Source organism: Mycolicibacterium vinylchloridicum, assembly GCF_013404075.1.
In the GTDB taxonomy this organism is placed as follows: domain Bacteria; phylum Actinomycetota; class Actinomycetes; order Mycobacteriales; family Mycobacteriaceae; genus Mycobacterium; species Mycobacterium vinylchloridicum.
The window spans coordinates 77,797-93,713 of the sequence record NZ_JACBJQ010000014.1 but is presented as its reverse complement, the minus strand read 5'-3'; the positions used below and the strand labels follow the sequence as shown (position 1 = coordinate 93,713).

Sequence of the window (15,917 nt, the reverse complement as noted above, 5' to 3'; positions counted from 1 at the left end):
AGAACATCTCTGTGCGGATCGGACTGTCGACGCCGATGGTGATGCAGCTACCCGGGGTGTCCGGCGAGTGGGAGCGCAACGCCGGCGTCGCCGACCTGGCCCGCATTGCCCATACCGCCGACGAGCTGGGCTTCGATCACCTCACGTGCGCCGAGCACATCGCGGTTCCGGTCGACGAAAGCGGTCGGCGCGGCCTGACCTACTGGGATCCGTTGTCCACGCTGGGGTTCCTGGCCGCGCACACCAGCCGGATCTCGTTGACCACGTCGGTGGTCGTGCTCGGCTACCACCACCCGCTCGAGATCGCGAAGCGGTTCGGCACACTCGACCGGCTCAGCGACGGCCGGCTGGTGCTCGGCGTTGGCGTCGGCTCGCTGGCCGAGGAGTTCGAGCTGCTCGGCGCAGACTTCGATGGCCGCGGTGAACGCGCCGACGACGCCATCCGAGCGCTGCGGGCGTCACTGTCCACCACCCGGCCCGTCTACCACGGCAGCCATTACCGATACGACGGGTGGGCCGTGGAGCCCTGCGCCGTACAACCGAAGGTGCCGATCTGGGTCGGCGGGCACACCCTGCGCTCGCTGCGTCGCGCGGCGCGCCTGGCCGACGGCTGGATTCCGTTCGGGCTGACCGCCACCGAGATCAAAGCAATGCTGAGCGGGATCGACACGCCGCCCGGCTTCGAGGTGGTCCTGTCCACCGGTCACTCGATCGACCCGCTCGCCGATGCCGATCGAACGTCTCTGCGTCTCAGCGCTTTACACGACGCCGGCGCCACCGCCATCACCTGCTCGGTGACCGCCGAGTCCGTCGACCACTACTGCGAGCAGCTCGCCGCGCTGCGCGAACTGGCCACCGAACTGTAGAGAGGACAGCGCCCATGAGCGACACCTTGGAGAGCCTCGAAAGACGCTTGCGGACACTGGAAGACGAGCGGGACATCGCTCGGCTCATCGCCTCCTACGGTCCGCTGGTCGACGCCGGCAACCCCGACGCCGTCGCCGCACTGTGGGCCGTCGACGGCGGCTACGACACCGGCGACTGGAAGATGTCCAGCCGCGCCGACGTCGCCGCCATGGTGCGCTCGGAGGAACACCGCGGACTGATCGACCGGGGCTGCTGCCATTTCTTCGGCCCGCCAGCTGTCACCGTCGACGGTGACGAGGCCGTCGTGATCTGCCAGTCCATGCTGCTGGTGCGCCGAGAGTCGCACGGCTTCAACGTCGCCCGCGCCGGTGTGCATCTCATCCGCCTGCAGCGCGGCGAAAGCGGCTGGGAGATCGCCAGCCGCACCGCCCGTCAGCTCGACGGCAGCGGTCAGGCCACCGAGTTGATCGCCACCGGACTCGGGGGCACCCGATGAGCGGCGCACTGGACGGCAAGGTCGCCCTGGTCACCGGTGCCGGTGCGGGAATCGGTGCCGGCATCGCGCACAGGTTCGCCGACGAGGGCGCTCGGGTGGTGGTGGCCGAATTCGACCCCACCAACGGGGCCGCCGTGGCCGACGAGATCGGCGGACTGTTCGTGGCGACCGATGTGTCGAACCGCGACCAGGTCGAAAATGCCGTCGCTGCAGCAGTTTCCGAATATGGCTCGATCGATGTCCTGGTGAACAACGCCTGGGGCGGCGGAGCGATCGGGCGGGTGGAGAACAAGACCGACGACGAACTGGCGCATGGTTTCGCGGTGGGGTTCTACGGTCCGCTCTGGGCGATGCGCGCGGCGTACGGCCACATGAAGGAGCGCGGCTGGGGCCGCGTGATCAACATGTGCAGCCTCAACGGCGTCAACGCCCACATCGGATCACTGGAGTACAACTCGGCCAAGGAGGCGCTGCGCACGCTCACCCGCACCGCGGCCCGGGAGTGGGCACCCACCGGGGTGACCGTCAACGCCATCTGTCCGGCAGCCAAAAGTCAAGCGTTCCTGGCGGTCACGGCTCAGCATCCCGAGATCGAGGCGATCGCCGATGCCGCCAACCCGATGGGCCGGATGGGCGACCCCTATGAGGACATCGCCCCGGTCGCGGTCTTCCTGGCCGGCGAGGGTTCGCGGTACCTCACCGGCAACACGCTCTTCGTCGACGGCGGCAGCCACATCAATGGTGTGGCGTGGGCACCCGACCTCGACTGACTAACGCAGCGGCAAGCCGGTGAGCCGCCGGGCGATCACCAGCCGCTGAATCTCGCTGGTGCCCTCGAAGATCGTGAAGATCTTGGCATCGCGGTGCATCCGCTCGACCGGGTAGTCGCGCGTGTAGCCGTTGCCGCCGAGGATCTGGATCGCCTCGTCGGTGACGTACACCGCCGTCTCGCTGGCGTGCAGCTTGGCCATCGAGCCCTCGGCCGAGGTGAACGGCTTGTTGTTGCGCTGCATCCAGCCGGCCCGCCAGATCAGCAGACGGGAGGCGTCGATGCGGCTTTTCATGTCAGCCAGCTTGAAACCGATGGCCTGGAAGTCACCGATCTTGCGGCCGAATTGCTCACGCTCACAGGCATATTCGAGGGCGTACTCGTACGCGGCCCGGGCGACGCCCAGCGCCATCGCGCCGACCGCCGGGCGGGTGCGTTCGAAGGTCGCCATCGCCGCCTGAGCGGACGTGCGCGTGCCTTCGCGGGCCTTCGCCATCCGCTGCTCGAAGCGCTCCATCCCACCCAGGATCAGATTGCCCGGCAGACGTACGTCCTCCAGCACGACCTCGGCGGTGTGCGACGCGCGGATGCCGTGCTTCTTGAATTTCTGGCCCTGGGAGAAGCCGGGCGTGTTCGGCGGAATGATGAACGTGGCCTGGCCGCGCGTGCCGAGTTCGGGATCGACTGAGGCGACCACGATGTGGACGTTGGCGATACCGCCGTTGGTCGCCCAGGTCTTGGTGCCGTTCAGCACCCATTCGTCGCTGGCCGCGTCGTAGCGGGCACGGGTACGCACCGAGCCGACGTCGGAACCGGCGCCGGGCTCGGAGGAACAGAACGCCGCGAGATGGGGATCGCCGGGCGTCCCGAACATCTCAGGCAGCCAGTGCCCGATCTGCTCGGGGGTACCGCCCCCGGCCAGTGCCGCCGCGGCCAGCCCGGTGCCCAGGATCGACAGCCCGATACCGGCGTCGCCCCAGAACATCTCTTCGAACACGGTGAGCATGCCGATCCCCGACGGCTCGGCGGACATCTCGGCGAAGAGCTCTGGGGTGTAGAGACCGACCTTGGCGGCCTCCTGGATCAGCGGCCAGGGGGTTTCCTCGCGCTCGTCCCACTCGGCAGCCGCGGGTCGCACGACGTCGGCGGCGAACTGGTGCACCCAGTCCCGGACGGTCGCGACTTCTTCGGGCACTTCGAGGGAGAAACTCATGACGGTGTAGCTCCGGATCAAGTCGTACCGCGTCGGCCGGCATCGGATGACGACGACCAGACTGCAGTCGGCGGTAAGCATCGTACGGTGAACGACTGTACACCGAAAAGCTGCGAATACCGCCTGCGACATGCGTCACACGCGCAAGTCCAGATCAGGCGGGCTGCGTGACGAAATCGATGAGCTCCTCGACGCGCCCGATCAGCGCCGGCTCCAGGTCGGTCCAGTCCCGAACCGACGAGCGGATGCGCTGCCAGGCCCGCGCGATATCCGCCTGATCGCGGTGCGGCCACCCCAGGGCAGCGCAAATCCCGTGCTTCCATTCGACAGTGCGCGGCACCGACGGCCACGCCTTCAGACCCACCCGCTCGGGTTTGACCGACTGCCAGATGTCGACGTACGGATGGCCGACCACCAGCGTGTGCTCTCCGCCCGGCCCGCGGCGGACCGCCTCGGCGATCCGGGCCTCCTTGGACCCGGCCACCAGGTGATCGACCAGCACCCCGAGGCGTCGCCCAGGGGCGGGCCGGAACGATTCGACGATGCCGGCCAGATCGTCGACGCCGCCGAGGTATTCCACGACCACACCCTCGACCCGAAGGTCGTCGCCCCACACCTGTTCGACGAGTTCGGCGTCGTGGCGTCCCTCGACGTAGATGCGGCTGGCCAGCGCAACCTTCGCACGCGCGTCGGCCACCTTCACCGAACCCGATTTGGTGCGTTGCACGGCGGCGCGATCGGACCGGCGCGGCGCGGTCAGGATCACCGGCTTGCCCTCGAACCAGAATCCGGGGCCGAGCGGGAACACCCGCCGGCCTCCCTTGCGGTCCTCCAGCTCCACCCGGGAACCCTCGACCCGCACGACCGCGCCGACGAAGCCCGACTGCGGGTCTTCGACGACCATGCCCGCTTCGGCGGCCAGTTCCGTCGATCGGGGCTTGTGCGAATTGTGCGGGTTGTCGGCCAGTACATCGGCGCCATAGCGATCAGCCACCCGGCGATCGTAGGGGCCGCCGCACCGAATGCGGCCCTGCCGCGCGGCGCGTCGACATATCCTTCCGGCAACAGGACGGGGTCTTCATGGTGCTGAAAGTCGCAGTGCCGCCGGACATGATGGGCGGCGACGTCGACGAGGGGTACGGAAAGGTCGCCGACGTGTTCCGGGCGAACCTGGCCTCCGGCGCGGAGATCGGTGCCGCCGTGGCCGTCTACCGGGACGGTGTGAAGGTCGTGGATCTGTGGGGCGGCTACCGCAACGGACTGAGCAAAGCGCCGTGGCAGGCCGACACCATGGTCAACATGTTCTCCACGACGAAGGGCATCACTGCGCTGACGTTCGCCGTGGCGGTGTCGAAGGGCCTGCTGTCCTACGACGCCAAGGTCGCTGATTACTGGCCAGAGTTCGCCCAGGCCGGTAAAGGAGACGTCACCGTCCGCCAACTCCTGGCCCACCAGGCCGGGCTGTCCGCGCTCACCCCGGCGCCGGCCTTGGCCGACGTCGCTGATCCAGATCGGTTGGCGCCGATTCTGGCTCGTCAGGCGCCGGCGTGGCCGCCGGGCACCCGGCACGGCTATCACGCAATCACGTTGGGCTGGTATCAATCCGAGCTGCTTCGCCGCACTGACCCGGCCGGCCGCACGGTGGGCCGCTTCTTGGCCGACGAGATCGCCGCGCCACTGGGTCTGGATCTGCACATCGGGTTGCCCGACCATGTCAGCCGCGCGAGGATCGCGCATCTGCACAGCTGGAAACGCGCCGAGACACTGCTTCACCTCAAGGAGATGCCGGCTGGATTTCTGGCTGCGGCGCTCAATCCCGTTGGGCTGGCGGCACGAAGCACCACGATCCCGAAGGGCGTCGACCCGTTCGCCGGGGACTACAACCGCGACGCGGTGCGGGTCGTCGAGATGCCGTCGAGCAACGGCATCGGCACCGCGCGGGCCGTCGCCCGGCTTTACGGCAGTGCCGCCTCCGGCGGTGCCGAGATCGGGCTCACCGCCTCGACCCTGGCCGCGCTCGCCGCGCCGCCGATCCCACCCGGCAAGGGTCTGCGCGACAAGGTGCTCAACGTCGATACCGTGTTTTCCCTGGGTTTTGCCAAACCGTTGCCGCAACTGCATTTCGGGTCCACCGACAAGGCCTTCGGGACACCAGGTTTCGGCGGCTCGTTCGGGTTCGCCGATCCCGACACCGGGGTGGGCTTCGCCTACGTCATGAACCGACTCGGCTTCCACCTGTACAGCGACCCGCGCGAGCTGGCGCTGCGCCAGGCGGTGTTCCGCGACGTGCTTGGGGTGCGACCGCAGTCTTAGAAACCACCTGCGCAGTGCGCAAGGGGCGAGTTCGCATCAGTGCATCATGATGCATTGATGCTAGACTGTGGAATGCGTACGACCATCGACTTGCCCGATGAGCTGCACAAACAGGCCCAGGCGATCGCACGAGACACGCATCGCACGTTGAGTGAGACCGTCGCCGACCTCATGAGACGGGGGCTCGGCGCCCACCGCCCGACGACCCCCATAGCGACGGACGCACTCACCGGACTGCCGGCCGTCAGCGTCGGCAGGGTCGTGACGTCCGAGGACGTGCGGTCGCTGGACGACGAAGAATGAGCGTGCTGCTCGACTCCAATGTGTTGATCGCTTTGGTGGTCGTCGAGCACGTGCATCACGGGCCCGCCGTTAAGTGGTTCTCATCGACTGATAGCAGCTTCGCGACGTGTCCGATAACCCAAGGGAGCCTCATGCGCTTCCTCGTGCGCGCCGGTCACGCTGCAGATGCTGCACGCGATGTCGTCAACGCTCTCGAGGATGCCGACCGTCACGATTTCTGGCCTGACAGTGTGTCTTTCACGGATGTACGGCTGACCGGGGTGATCGGCCATCGACAGGTCACCGATGCTTACCTGGCTCAACTGGCTCGCAGCCGTCACAGCCAACTCGCCACCTTCGACACGGGCCTGGCGCACCTACATCATGATGTGTCGCTGCTGATCGAACCGGCGTAGTCAGCTCTGCGACGAAGACGTGACGTCGTCGATGACGCTGTGGATGAAGCGCATCTTCTCCAGGACCGGAACCGGCAGCACGAACGGGTAGAGGTCATCCTTGCCCATCGACCGGTTCACCATGTTGAGCGACCAGGCCAGTGGCATCCACATCTCGAGAATATTGTCGAAACCACTGGGGCCCAGCACTCTTCGCTCGTAGGTGGCGTTGGCCGGCGCCAGCCCGAAGGCTGCGGAAGTGTCAAGGGTGTCCCGGATGTGCAGGTAGTGCGCGAACGTCTCGGCCCAGTCCTCGGCGGGATGCATGGTGGCATAGGAGGAGACGTAGTTCTTTTCCCAGCCGGCCGGCGGGCCCTCGTTGTAGTGGCGGTCCAGTGCGGCCTGGTAGTCGGCGTCGGGATCGCCGAACAGTTCGGTGAACCGCGGCAGATACGCCGACGAGGTACCGACCAGCCGATAGAAGTAGTAGTGGCCGATCTCATGGCGAAAATGGCCGAGCAGCGTGCGATACGGCTCGTCCATCGAGGTGCGCAACTGCTCACGATGGACGTCATCACCCTCGGCGAGATCCAGTGTGATCACGCCGTTGTCGTGGCCGGTGAACACTTTCTCCTTGGCGCTGGACAACAGGTCGAAGGCCAGCCCGTACTGCGGATCCACGTCCCGCCCGACGATCGGCAGCTTGAGCTCGTACAACTCGGCGATCAGGCGTCGCTTGGCCTTCTCCGCCAGCGCGAACGCCGCCAGCGCCTCGGTCTCGGCATCGTCAGGTCGGGTCCGGGTGAGTCGGCACGAGGTGCACAGCTGACGGATCGGTTCCACCTTGACCAGCCAATTACATTCGGCCAGATAGAGATTGGCGCACAGCTGATACTCAGCGGCGTCCACCGCGCCACCGTGCTCGCTACCCTCGCCGGAGGCGATCACCAGAAAGGCCATGTCGTCCAGGGAGAATCCCAGCCTGCTGCCGCACGACAGGCAGACCGAGTTCTCGAAGGCCAGATGCTGGCCGCAGTTGGGGCAGATGAAGTCACGCATGCAGAGCACCCTCTTCGTATGGCGCCACGTCCACCGAGACATCGATGACGCTCTGTTCTGAGTCCGTGTAGATGATGCCGCGCAGCGGCGGGATGTCCGCGTAGTCGCGACCCCAGCCAACGGTGATGTAGCGCTCGTCGACCAGTTGGTCATTGGTGGGATCCAGCCCGAGCCAATCGTTTTGCGGCGTCCATACCGCGGCCCAGGCGTGGGTGGCGTCCACGCCGTACATCCGTTCCTTTCCCGGCGGCGGGTCGGTGGCGAGGTATCCCGACACATAACTCGCCGCCAATCCGTTGGCGCGCAGGCAGGCGATCGCCAGCCGAGCGAAGTCTTGACATACCCCTTCCCGGGCTCGCAAAACCTCGCTCACCTGTGTGGACACCGTCGTGGACCCGGATTTGTAGGTGAAGTCGGAGAAGATCCGCGTGCTGAGGTCGCGCAGAACCTCGACGAGCGGGCGGCCCGGAGGGAAGCTCGGAGCCGCGTATGCGCGGACCGCATCGGTGATTTCGGGCGGGCGCAGGTCCAGGGTGAACTCGGACGCCAGCGCTCCGTTGTGGCCGACCGGCCGGACGGCCTCCCAGGGCGCCAGCGCCCAGCCCGCCTCGTACAGCTCGGCGGGCGGCGGGTCGACCTCGACGACGGAGCGGCTGGTGACGGTCAGGGCGTTGTGCCGTTCTGTTACATGGAAATACGAGCTGATGTTGCCGTACACGTCGCGGCTGGTGGACCGGTCGGCGGGCACGGGATCGATCTCGAGTTCGTACGACAGGCAGCGTTGCCCGGTGGTATCGCGCGGCGTGAGGTGGCCGCGGCCGTAGGAACTGGTCACCACATCGGAGTAGCTGTACTCCGTGCGATGGGTGATGCGATACGCCCGTGTCGATCCCCCGGTCGCTACGCTCCTGCCCGCCGCCGTCATGGCATCACCCGTCGCTGATCGGGTCCCCACAGCGGCTGCATGTCGCCGGGCAGCGACAGCTGCGCGCGAGTGATGAGGTCGGAGAGGTCCCGCAGTGCGTTGTGAATCCAGCCCAGCAGTGCATCGAGTTCGGCCCGGTGCCCCTCGTCGTCGACGGCTTCGAGGTCAGCCGGGTCCAGCCGGCGCAGCCGCGTACCGATGTCGTCGACCAGGCGTTCCGGTCGCGACGAGCCCGACGCACCCGGCAGCGCGCGCAAGTTCGATCGCAGCCGTTCCAGCTGGTAGACCAACGATCTGGGGTTCTCCCCGTCGAACAGCACGAGGTCGGCCACCGCCGCCACACTGACCTTGCCCAGGTTGCGCCTGCGGTAGATGACCGACGACTCGCACACCACCAAGGCTGACTCGGTAATGGTCTGTTCGGCGCCCGCGCTGCGCTCGGTGGTCAGCGTCGCCCGCAGCAGCGCGGACAACGCGAGCCCACGCTCGATGCGTTTGCCGATGTCCATCATCGTCCAGCCTGCGTCGCGCACCATCGATTCGGCGGCCACCCCCGACAGCGCCAGCATGCCGGCCAGCGCCTGCTGCTGGGCGGTGGCCAGCGCGGTGTCGTCGGCGACCCGGCTTCCGCGTTGCGGGCTGGGCGGTGCCCCGGCCTGCTCGGCCAGTGCCCGCTCGACAGCGCCGAGCACCATCCAGGTGTCGTTGGACATCTGGTCGCGCACCGACCGGGCGGCCAGTCCCAGTCGTTCGACGGATTGGGCCAGCGATCCCGCGCGCACCCGGTCGACCGTCAGCGACCAGAGCGTGCGCTGGGCGCCGGCGACCGCGTCGGCATAGCTGCCAGCTGCCTCGGTGTCGGTCCCGGTGAGCGCACCGAGTGCGCCCAGCAGCACCGGCACGCATTCGCTGCCCTCCATGTCCTGGCGGTAGCGGTACTCGTGATAGCGCTCGCGGGTGACGATCAGCAGGCGGGCCAGGTTCTCGGTCCGCTCGCCGTAACGGCCCATCCAGAACAGGTCGGACAGCACACGCGGCGAGCTGATGAAGCGGGTGCCGCTTGGCAGTTCGACGGGCGGGACGGTCAGCGCGTCGGCCTTCATCCTGGTCGGCGGCCGCACCCAGACATCCTTGGCAGCAACGGTTTTCAGCTTGTACGCGGCATTGCCGGGCGCCAGCACATAACCGAGCCCGCCGATCATCGGCGCGTACCCGCCGCGCTGCGACACGGTGAACATCCGCAGGCCGACGCTGGCCGCCGACAACCCACCCGGGTAATAGTCGGTGGGGGCCGACGAGAACTGCGGCAGTTCCTGGCCGACCCATTCCCAGGGCTGTGCCTCGATGCGGGCGGCGACCTCGTCGCGCTGCGCCGTCGACAGCGCCGGACCCACGATGGTCTCGCCGCCCACAGTCGACTTGATCAGCAGGGTGCCCAGCCGGGCCAGCAGATGCGAGCGTTCCCGCTCGAATCCGCCCCAGTACAGCTGCGGAGTGTCCAGCAGCGGCTTCTCCCCCAGCATCCGCTCCGCCAGCTGAGGCAGAAAGCGTTGCAGCCCAGGACTTTCCAGGATCCCGGCACCGAGGGTGTTGACCACCGTCACCGCACCGCGCCGTTGCATCTCGACCAGGCCGACGACACCCAGCCGTGAGTCGGGCCGCAGATCCAGTGGGTCGGCGTATTCGGCGTCGACGCGGCGCAGCACCACGTCGACCCGCTTCAACGTGCCAAGCGACCGCATACACAGCTTGCCGTCGCGCACCACCAGATCGGCGCTCTCCACCAGCGGGAAACCCAGCACCGACGCCAGATAGGCCTGATCGAATGCTGTTTCGGAGTGAATACCGGGGCTGAGCACCACGACCACCGGGTCCTCGGCGGCCTCGGGCGCGGCCTCGATGAGCGCCAGCCGCAGCGCTTGGGCGAAGGGCGACGCGGGCCGCGGGCCGATGCGCTCGTAGACGTCGGGCACCGCATGCGCGACGACCCGGCGGTCGGCCAGCGCATAGCCGGCTCCCGACGGCGCCTGCGCCCAGTCGGCGTTGACCACGAACCGCGCGTCGGCGGCCCGGCTCACATCGCAGCCGAGCATGAACAGCTGGTGCCGACCCGGGTTCTCGATGCCGCGGGCGGCCCGGATGTAACCAGGGTGGCCGAACAGCAGCTGCGGCGGCAGGATCCCGCTGGTGATCGCGCGGCGCTCGCCGTACAGATCGGTCAGGACGCCGTCGAGGATGCGGGACCGCTGCACCACACCGGCTTCCAGCGTCTCCCAGTCCTCGGCGGACAGCAGCAGCGGTATCCCGTCCAGATGCCACGGGCCGGGCATCGCGATGCCCTGGCCGTTGGTGACGGCTTCACCGTCGTGGTCTACCTCGATGTAGGTGATGCCGTCGTTGTCGACGAGGCCGCGGACCACAACGCGCAGCCGTTCCAGCCCGGCACGGCCACGCTCGCCGATGAGATCGCCGAGCTCCTGCCATGACGGGCGCACGGTACCGGTGGCGTCGACGAATTCGTCGTACCCGGTGCCGCCATAGGCGCCACCGCCGCCACGCAGGTCGAACAGCGTGTCCTGGGCGGAGGCGGCCCCGTAGCCGGCCAGAAGGCGGTCGGGGTCATGGCTGGGCCGGGTCAAGCCAGAACCGGCGGCCGACAGCGACAACGGCCCACCTCCTGACTGAAGAACTTGAAGCAAACTTACGAGGATCGCCCGCCCCGACCACATTCGGGTCGGGGTGAACCCATCAGTTCTGCAGCACGGTGCGCACCCGGCGCAGGTCGAGGATGCCGGCGGCGCCGACGTCGGTCGATTGCCGGGCCTGCTTCTCCCGGATGTCGGCGACGTCGACCTTGCCGGGAGTGAACCCGGTCGCCTCGAACCGGCGGCCGCGGCGCGACTCGGCCTCCACGGCGTTGACCGGTGGGCTGTCATAGGACCGGCCGCCGGGATGAGACACGTGGTAGGTGCATCCGCCGCGGGAGGTCCCGGTGGCGATGTCCACCAACTCGAAGCGCAGCGGGCCGTCGACGGTGATCGTCGGGTGCAGCGCACTCGGCGGCTGCCACGCGCGGTACCGCACACCGCCCACCTGGACGTCGGGATTGTCGGTGGCCAGCATCGGGATCGGGTAGCCGTTGCAGGTCAGCACGTGGCGCTGCCGATCCGCGCCGATCGTGCGGACCTGGATCCGCTCCACCGAGGAGTCGACGTAGCGCGCGGTGCCGGTGCCGGTGGATTCCTCACCGAGGGTGTTCCACGGTTCGATGGCTCCGCGCAGCTCGATCTCCACGTGGTCGAACACCGCGGTGCCCACCCGCGGGAACCGGAACTCGGTGAACGGATCCAGCCAGCTGGTGTCGAAGTTGATGCCGTGCGCGCGCAGATCCGCACACACGTCGGCGATATCGTGAATGATGTAGTGCGGCAACAGGTATCGGCCGTGCAGATTGAGCCCGTGCCGGATCAACGGGGCCCTCAGCGGCTGCTCCCAGAACCGGGCCACCAGCGCACGCACCAGCAGCGACTGCACCATCGCCATCTGGTAGTGGGGCGGCATCTCGAAGCCGCGGAGCTCCAGCAGGCCCAGCCGGCCGCGGGCGCTGTCGGGGCTGTAGAGCTTGTCGATGCAGAACTCGGCCCGGTGGGTGTTGCCGGTGATGTCGGTGAGCAGGTGCCGCAGGGCGCGGTCGGTCACCCACGGTTTGGATGCGCCCGACTGCGTCAGCCGGGCGATCTCGGCGAACGCGATCTCGAGTTCGTACAGCGCTTCGGACCGGCCCTCGTCGACCCGGGGCGCCTGCGACGTGGTGCCGATGAACCGGCCGGCGAACAGATACGACAGCGCCGGGTGCCGCTGCCAGTAGGTCAACAGCGACACCAGCAGATCCGGCCGCCGCAGCAACGGAGAATCGGCCGGGGTGATGCCACCCAGCGTGATGTGGTTGCCGCCGCCGGTGCCGCTGTGGGTGCCGTCGACGTCGAACGATTCGGTCGACAGACGGGCCTGACGGGCCTCCGCGTACAGCGTCCGCAGTTGATCGCGTTGCTCGGCGAAGCTCTTGCTGGGCGCCACGTTGACCTCGATGACACCGGGGTCGGGCGTCACCGACATCGATTCCAGCCGCGCGTCGGACGGCGGGCCGTAGCCCTCGATCACCACCGCGCAGCCGACCTTCGCCGCGGCCGCCTCCACGCGGGCGATCACGTCGATGAAGTGCTCCAGCTCCTCGGTGGGCGGAATGAAGACATACAGCAGGCCATCGCGTACCTCGGCCACCATCGCGGTGGTGGGCGAGGTGTCGGCGTCCTCCACCGCCGCGGCGGAGTCCTCCCGGTCGGCGGGCAGCGCGCGAATTCCGCTCGCGATCGGGTCGGCGTGCCGTGCCGGCCGCGGCGGATGCCAGCTGATCGAGCCGAGCGGCAGCCGCAGCCCGGCCGGCGAGTCGCCCTCCAGCAGCACGACGCGGCCCCGGCGCAGCCGCCAGTCCGCACTGGCCCAGCCGGCGTCGTCCTCGCGGCGGTGCAGCGGCAGCAGGTACGCGGCCGGCTCGACGACCGACTCCTCGAGGCGGGCCAGCAGATCTGCTCGGGCTTGGGGGCTGTCGGTTTCCAGATCCTCGTCGGGGTCGACCGGGTCGCCGGAGGGCATCCGGACCTGGTGTGCGAGCCGGCTCAGCGGGTCCTCGTAGGCCGGGCGCACCTGGGTGGCCGGCAATCCCAGATCGTCGGCGATGACCGACAGCAGCTGTTGGGCGCTCTCGGGTTTGACCTCGACGTACTCGCTACCCCACGGGTCGGCCAACAGCGCGGGATCGCTCCACAACGGCTTCCCGTCGCGACGCCAATGGATTCCGATCTGCCAGCGCGGCAACGGTTCTCCGGGGTACCACTTGCCCTGGTTACGTTGCACCAGACCGCCCGGCGCCCACACCGCCTTCAATCGCGCGGCCAGCACCGAGGCTCGCTCCCGCTTGTGCGGGCCGTCGGCGGCGGTGATCCACTCCTCGTCGACCTGGTTGTCCACCGAAACGAACGTCGGCTCTCCGCCGACGGTGAGCCGCACGTCGGCATCGGCCAGCCGTTGGTCGATGCGGGCACCGAGCGCGTCGATGGCCGCCCATGCCGCATCGGTGTAGGGCAGCGTGACGCGCGGGTCCTCGTGGACGCGGGTGACGATGTTGGCGAAATCCAGTGTCGCTTCGGCCACCCCGGTGGCGCCGGTGATCGGGGCTGCCGACGACGGGTGCGGGGTGGCGGCCAGTGGGATGTGTCCCTCCCCGGCGAACAGTCCCGAGGTGGGGTCCAGCCCGATCCAGCCGGCGCCGGGGATGTACACCTCGGTCCAGGCGTGCAGGTCGGTGAAGTCGGCGGCCGGTCCGGACGGGCCGTCGAGCGCCTCGATGTCCGACGACAGCTGGACCAGATAGCCGGACACGAACCGGGCGGCCAGGCCGAGCTCACGCAGGATCGACACCAGCAGCCAGGCCGAGTCGCGGCAGGAGCCGATGCCGGTCCGCAGGGTGAAGTCCGGGGCCTGCACGCCGGGTTCCATCCGCAGGCTGTAGCCGACGTCGCCGTTCACCGCGCGGTTGAGCGCGACGAGGAAGTCGATGGTCCGCGTCCCGGGCTTGACGACGAAGTTGCGCACCCAGTCGCTCACCAGCTCTCCCGGGCCCGAGCCTTCCTCGGCCTCGTCGACGGGCCGCAGATAGGGCTCGAGATCGTCCTTGAGCGCCTTGGGGTACGCGAACGGGAAGGTCTCGGCGTAGTCCTCGATGAAGAAGTCGAACGGGTTGATCACTTTCAAGTCGGCGATCAATCCGACCTTGATGGTCAGCTGGCGGGTCCTGGTCGGGAAAACCAGCCGGGCGAGGAAGTTTCCGAACGCGTCCTGCTGCCAGTTGACGAAATGGTCGGCGGGCTCGACCTCGAGTGAATACGCCTCGATGGGCGTGCGGGAGTGCGGCGCCGGCCGCAGCCGGACGATATGCGGATGCACCTCGACCAACCGGTCGAAGGTGTAACTGGTGCGGTGCTCCAGCGCCACTTTGATACCCATAGGCCGCTAATCCCATCACACGAAAAAGGGCTGCGCAGGCCGGCAGCCCTCAGCAGACATTCTTGCTAACTACGCCGCCCGCCGTTGGGAAGCACGGTAGAGGGCGCACGCGACGGCCGGATCGGGAACGCGGGCTGCGTGGTGGGACTTGTCGTCGCCGTCGAACTGGTCGTCTCGGTCGGAGTCGCGGTCTGTGTGGCGGTCGCCGTCTGAGTCGGAGTGGCAGTGGGAATCGCCGTGTAGGTGGGGGCCGGGGTCGGTATGGGCCGGACCGTCTGGCTGGGCGCCGGGGCCGGCGCGGGACTCGGCGGCGGAGCCGCGGTGACCGAGAGCGGCGTTGCCGTGACGGGCCCGGGGGCGGGCGAGGGAACGACCCAGGGGGCCGTGCTCGGCGTCGGCTCGGGCGAGATGGCTGCCTGGTCGGGAACACTCGGCTGGTAGGACAGTGTCGCGATCGCGAGACCGGCGACCACGAGGGTGAGGATTGTCATCACGATCCCGCGAAGCGATATCTGGTCCTTCAACTTCGCGAAATCCGGTGTCCAGCCCACAGTGGCTAGACACTAGTCGGTTGTCCGTGGAGCCGCTGTCAGCCGTTGGGGCGGCGAGTCTCGTGTCGGCGCCGGACCGCCAGGACCGCGACGCCGGCCAGCGTGATCCCCGCCAGGTTGATCGCCAACTGCGCCGCCGATTCGGCTGCGACGTCCCACTCCCCGACCGAGGCCGCGACGACGGCGAAGCCGGCGGCGGGCACCGTCGTCACGGAGATGAACACACCAACCAGCGCAGCGGATTTCGCCGACACCAGTGACAGCATGCCCGCGGCGCCGGCCAGCAGCGCGACGACGAACGACAACGGGCCGACTTGGAAGATGAAGTCGACGTCGGTGAGCTGGCGGGTGCTCGCGAGTTGAATCCAGCCCAGCGCCTCCCCGCCGAGCACGAACGCGGCCGTGGACACCATGGCGACCGGAAAGCCAACCAGCAGTGCGATCGAGGCACGGCGGGCGAGGTCAAGGCGGCGGCGAACCAGGGCCACGGCCAGTGCCGCCAGCGGACCGAATTCCGGGCCGACGACCATTGCGCCGACGACGGTCACCGGCGAATCAGTCACCACACCGACCGCCGCGATCATGCACGCCAGGCACAAGAAGAGCAGGAACGTGACGTTGAGCGTCGACTCCTCCCTGGTACGGGCAGACAACTCCTCCCACACGATCGCATCGCCGGGATCGCCGTCGGCCTCCTTCTCGGCGTGATAGGCCGCGGTGGAGACGACGGTGTCGACGACGTCGAGCGTGATCGCGCCGCGGCGTTGCAGATCAAGCGCTTTGAGGTCGTCGACTACATGGTTGGCGCTTTCCCTGGCGATGTCGGCGGTGATTTCATCACCGGCCGGGACCAGCGCGGCCTCCGGATGCACCACAAGGTGAGTCACCCCGGCGTGCCGGCCGAGCACGTCGATCACCTTGTCCCGAAGTTCGACCGGCGCGATCACCCGCAGATGCAGCACAACCGTGAGACTACTTCGGCTC

General features: G+C 68.2%; 14 protein-coding genes. 6 read left to right on the top strand and 8 right to left on the bottom strand.

What is annotated here, in order from left to right; translation table 11 throughout:
• The first annotated feature begins 11 nt into the window (after positions 1-11).
• Genes HPC46_RS14170 through HPC46_RS14160 form a run of 3 tightly spaced genes read left to right on the top strand, consistent with a single transcriptional unit; the run spans position 12 to position 2,133 of the window.
• Positions 12-866, top strand: coding sequence for an LLM class F420-dependent oxidoreductase (locus HPC46_RS14170; RefSeq protein WP_179470813.1), 855 nt, complete (start codon positions 12-14; stop codon positions 864-866).
• Between the two features lie 14 nt (positions 867-880).
• Entirely contained in the window at positions 881-1,363 is a 483-nt protein-coding gene (locus HPC46_RS14165; RefSeq protein ID WP_179470811.1) for a nuclear transport factor 2 family protein, read from the top strand.
• A complete protein-coding gene (locus tag HPC46_RS14160; protein WP_179470809.1) occupies positions 1,360-2,133 on the top strand; it encodes an SDR family NAD(P)-dependent oxidoreductase in 774 nt (257 codons plus the stop codon). Before HPC46_RS14165 ends, HPC46_RS14160 begins: the two co-directional genes overlap by 4 nt.
• On the opposite strand, the gene HPC46_RS14155 is transcribed toward HPC46_RS14160, so the two are convergent.
• Together HPC46_RS14155 and HPC46_RS14150 are read right to left on the bottom strand one after the other, a co-directional pair.
• Complete coding sequence (locus HPC46_RS14155) at positions 2,134-3,345, bottom strand: acyl-CoA dehydrogenase family protein (RefSeq protein WP_179470807.1); 1,212 nt, start codon at positions 3,343-3,345, stop codon at positions 2,134-2,136.
• Between the two features lie 154 nt (positions 3,346-3,499).
• Positions 3,500-4,339 carry a DUF3097 domain-containing protein gene (locus HPC46_RS14150; RefSeq protein WP_179470805.1) on the bottom strand — a complete coding sequence of 280 codons (840 nt, stop codon included), beginning with the start codon at positions 4,337-4,339 and terminating at the stop codon, positions 3,500-3,502.
• 86 nt (positions 4,340-4,425) lie between these two features.
• Here HPC46_RS14150 and HPC46_RS14145 point away from each other — a divergent pair, with 86 nt between their 5' ends.
• The 3 genes from HPC46_RS14145 to HPC46_RS14135 all read left to right on the top strand — a co-directional run bounded on the left by HPC46_RS14145 (position 4,426) and on the right by HPC46_RS14135 (position 6,356).
• Positions 4,426-5,658: a serine hydrolase domain-containing protein gene (locus tag HPC46_RS14145; protein WP_179470804.1), complete on the top strand. Its 1,233-nt coding sequence runs from the start codon at positions 4,426-4,428 to the stop codon at positions 5,656-5,658.
• A gap of 72 nt (positions 5,659-5,730) precedes the next feature.
• Positions 5,731-5,961, top strand: coding sequence for an antitoxin (locus HPC46_RS14140; protein WP_179470802.1), 231 nt, complete (start codon positions 5,731-5,733; stop codon positions 5,959-5,961).
• Complete coding sequence (locus HPC46_RS14135; protein ID WP_179470800.1) at positions 5,958-6,356, top strand: TA system VapC family ribonuclease toxin; 399 nt, start codon at positions 5,958-5,960, stop codon at positions 6,354-6,356. The genes HPC46_RS14140 and HPC46_RS14135 overlap by 4 nt, the downstream gene beginning before the upstream one ends.
• Here the strand turns inward: HPC46_RS14135 and HPC46_RS14130 are convergent, their stop codons facing one another.
• The 6 genes from HPC46_RS14130 to HPC46_RS14105 all read right to left on the bottom strand — a co-directional run bounded on the left by HPC46_RS14130 (position 6,357) and on the right by HPC46_RS14105 (position 15,895).
• Positions 6,357-7,394, bottom strand: a complete 1,038-nt coding sequence (locus tag HPC46_RS14130) for a zinc-binding metallopeptidase family protein (RefSeq protein ID WP_179470792.1) — start codon at positions 7,392-7,394, stop codon at positions 6,357-6,359.
• Positions 7,387-8,319: a transglutaminase family protein gene (locus HPC46_RS14125; RefSeq protein WP_179470790.1), complete on the bottom strand. Its 933-nt coding sequence runs from the start codon at positions 8,317-8,319 to the stop codon at positions 7,387-7,389. The genes HPC46_RS14130 and HPC46_RS14125 overlap by 8 nt, the downstream gene beginning before the upstream one ends.
• On the bottom strand, positions 8,316-10,985 hold the full coding sequence (locus tag HPC46_RS14120) for a circularly permuted type 2 ATP-grasp protein (protein ID WP_179470789.1): 2,670 nt from the start codon (positions 10,983-10,985) through the stop codon (positions 8,316-8,318). Before HPC46_RS14120 ends, HPC46_RS14125 begins: the two co-directional genes overlap by 4 nt.
• A gap of 82 nt (positions 10,986-11,067) precedes the next feature.
• A complete protein-coding gene (locus HPC46_RS14115; protein WP_179470787.1) occupies positions 11,068-14,382 on the bottom strand; it encodes a transglutaminase family protein in 3,315 nt (1,104 codons plus the stop codon).
• Positions 14,383-14,447: 65 nt separating this feature from the next.
• Complete coding sequence (locus HPC46_RS14110; protein WP_179470785.1) at positions 14,448-14,873, bottom strand: hypothetical protein; 426 nt, start codon at positions 14,871-14,873, stop codon at positions 14,448-14,450.
• Between the two features lie 98 nt (positions 14,874-14,971).
• Positions 14,972-15,895, bottom strand: a complete 924-nt coding sequence (locus HPC46_RS14105; protein WP_179470783.1) for a DUF389 domain-containing protein — start codon at positions 15,893-15,895, stop codon at positions 14,972-14,974.
• Positions 15,896-15,917 lie beyond the last annotated feature (22 nt).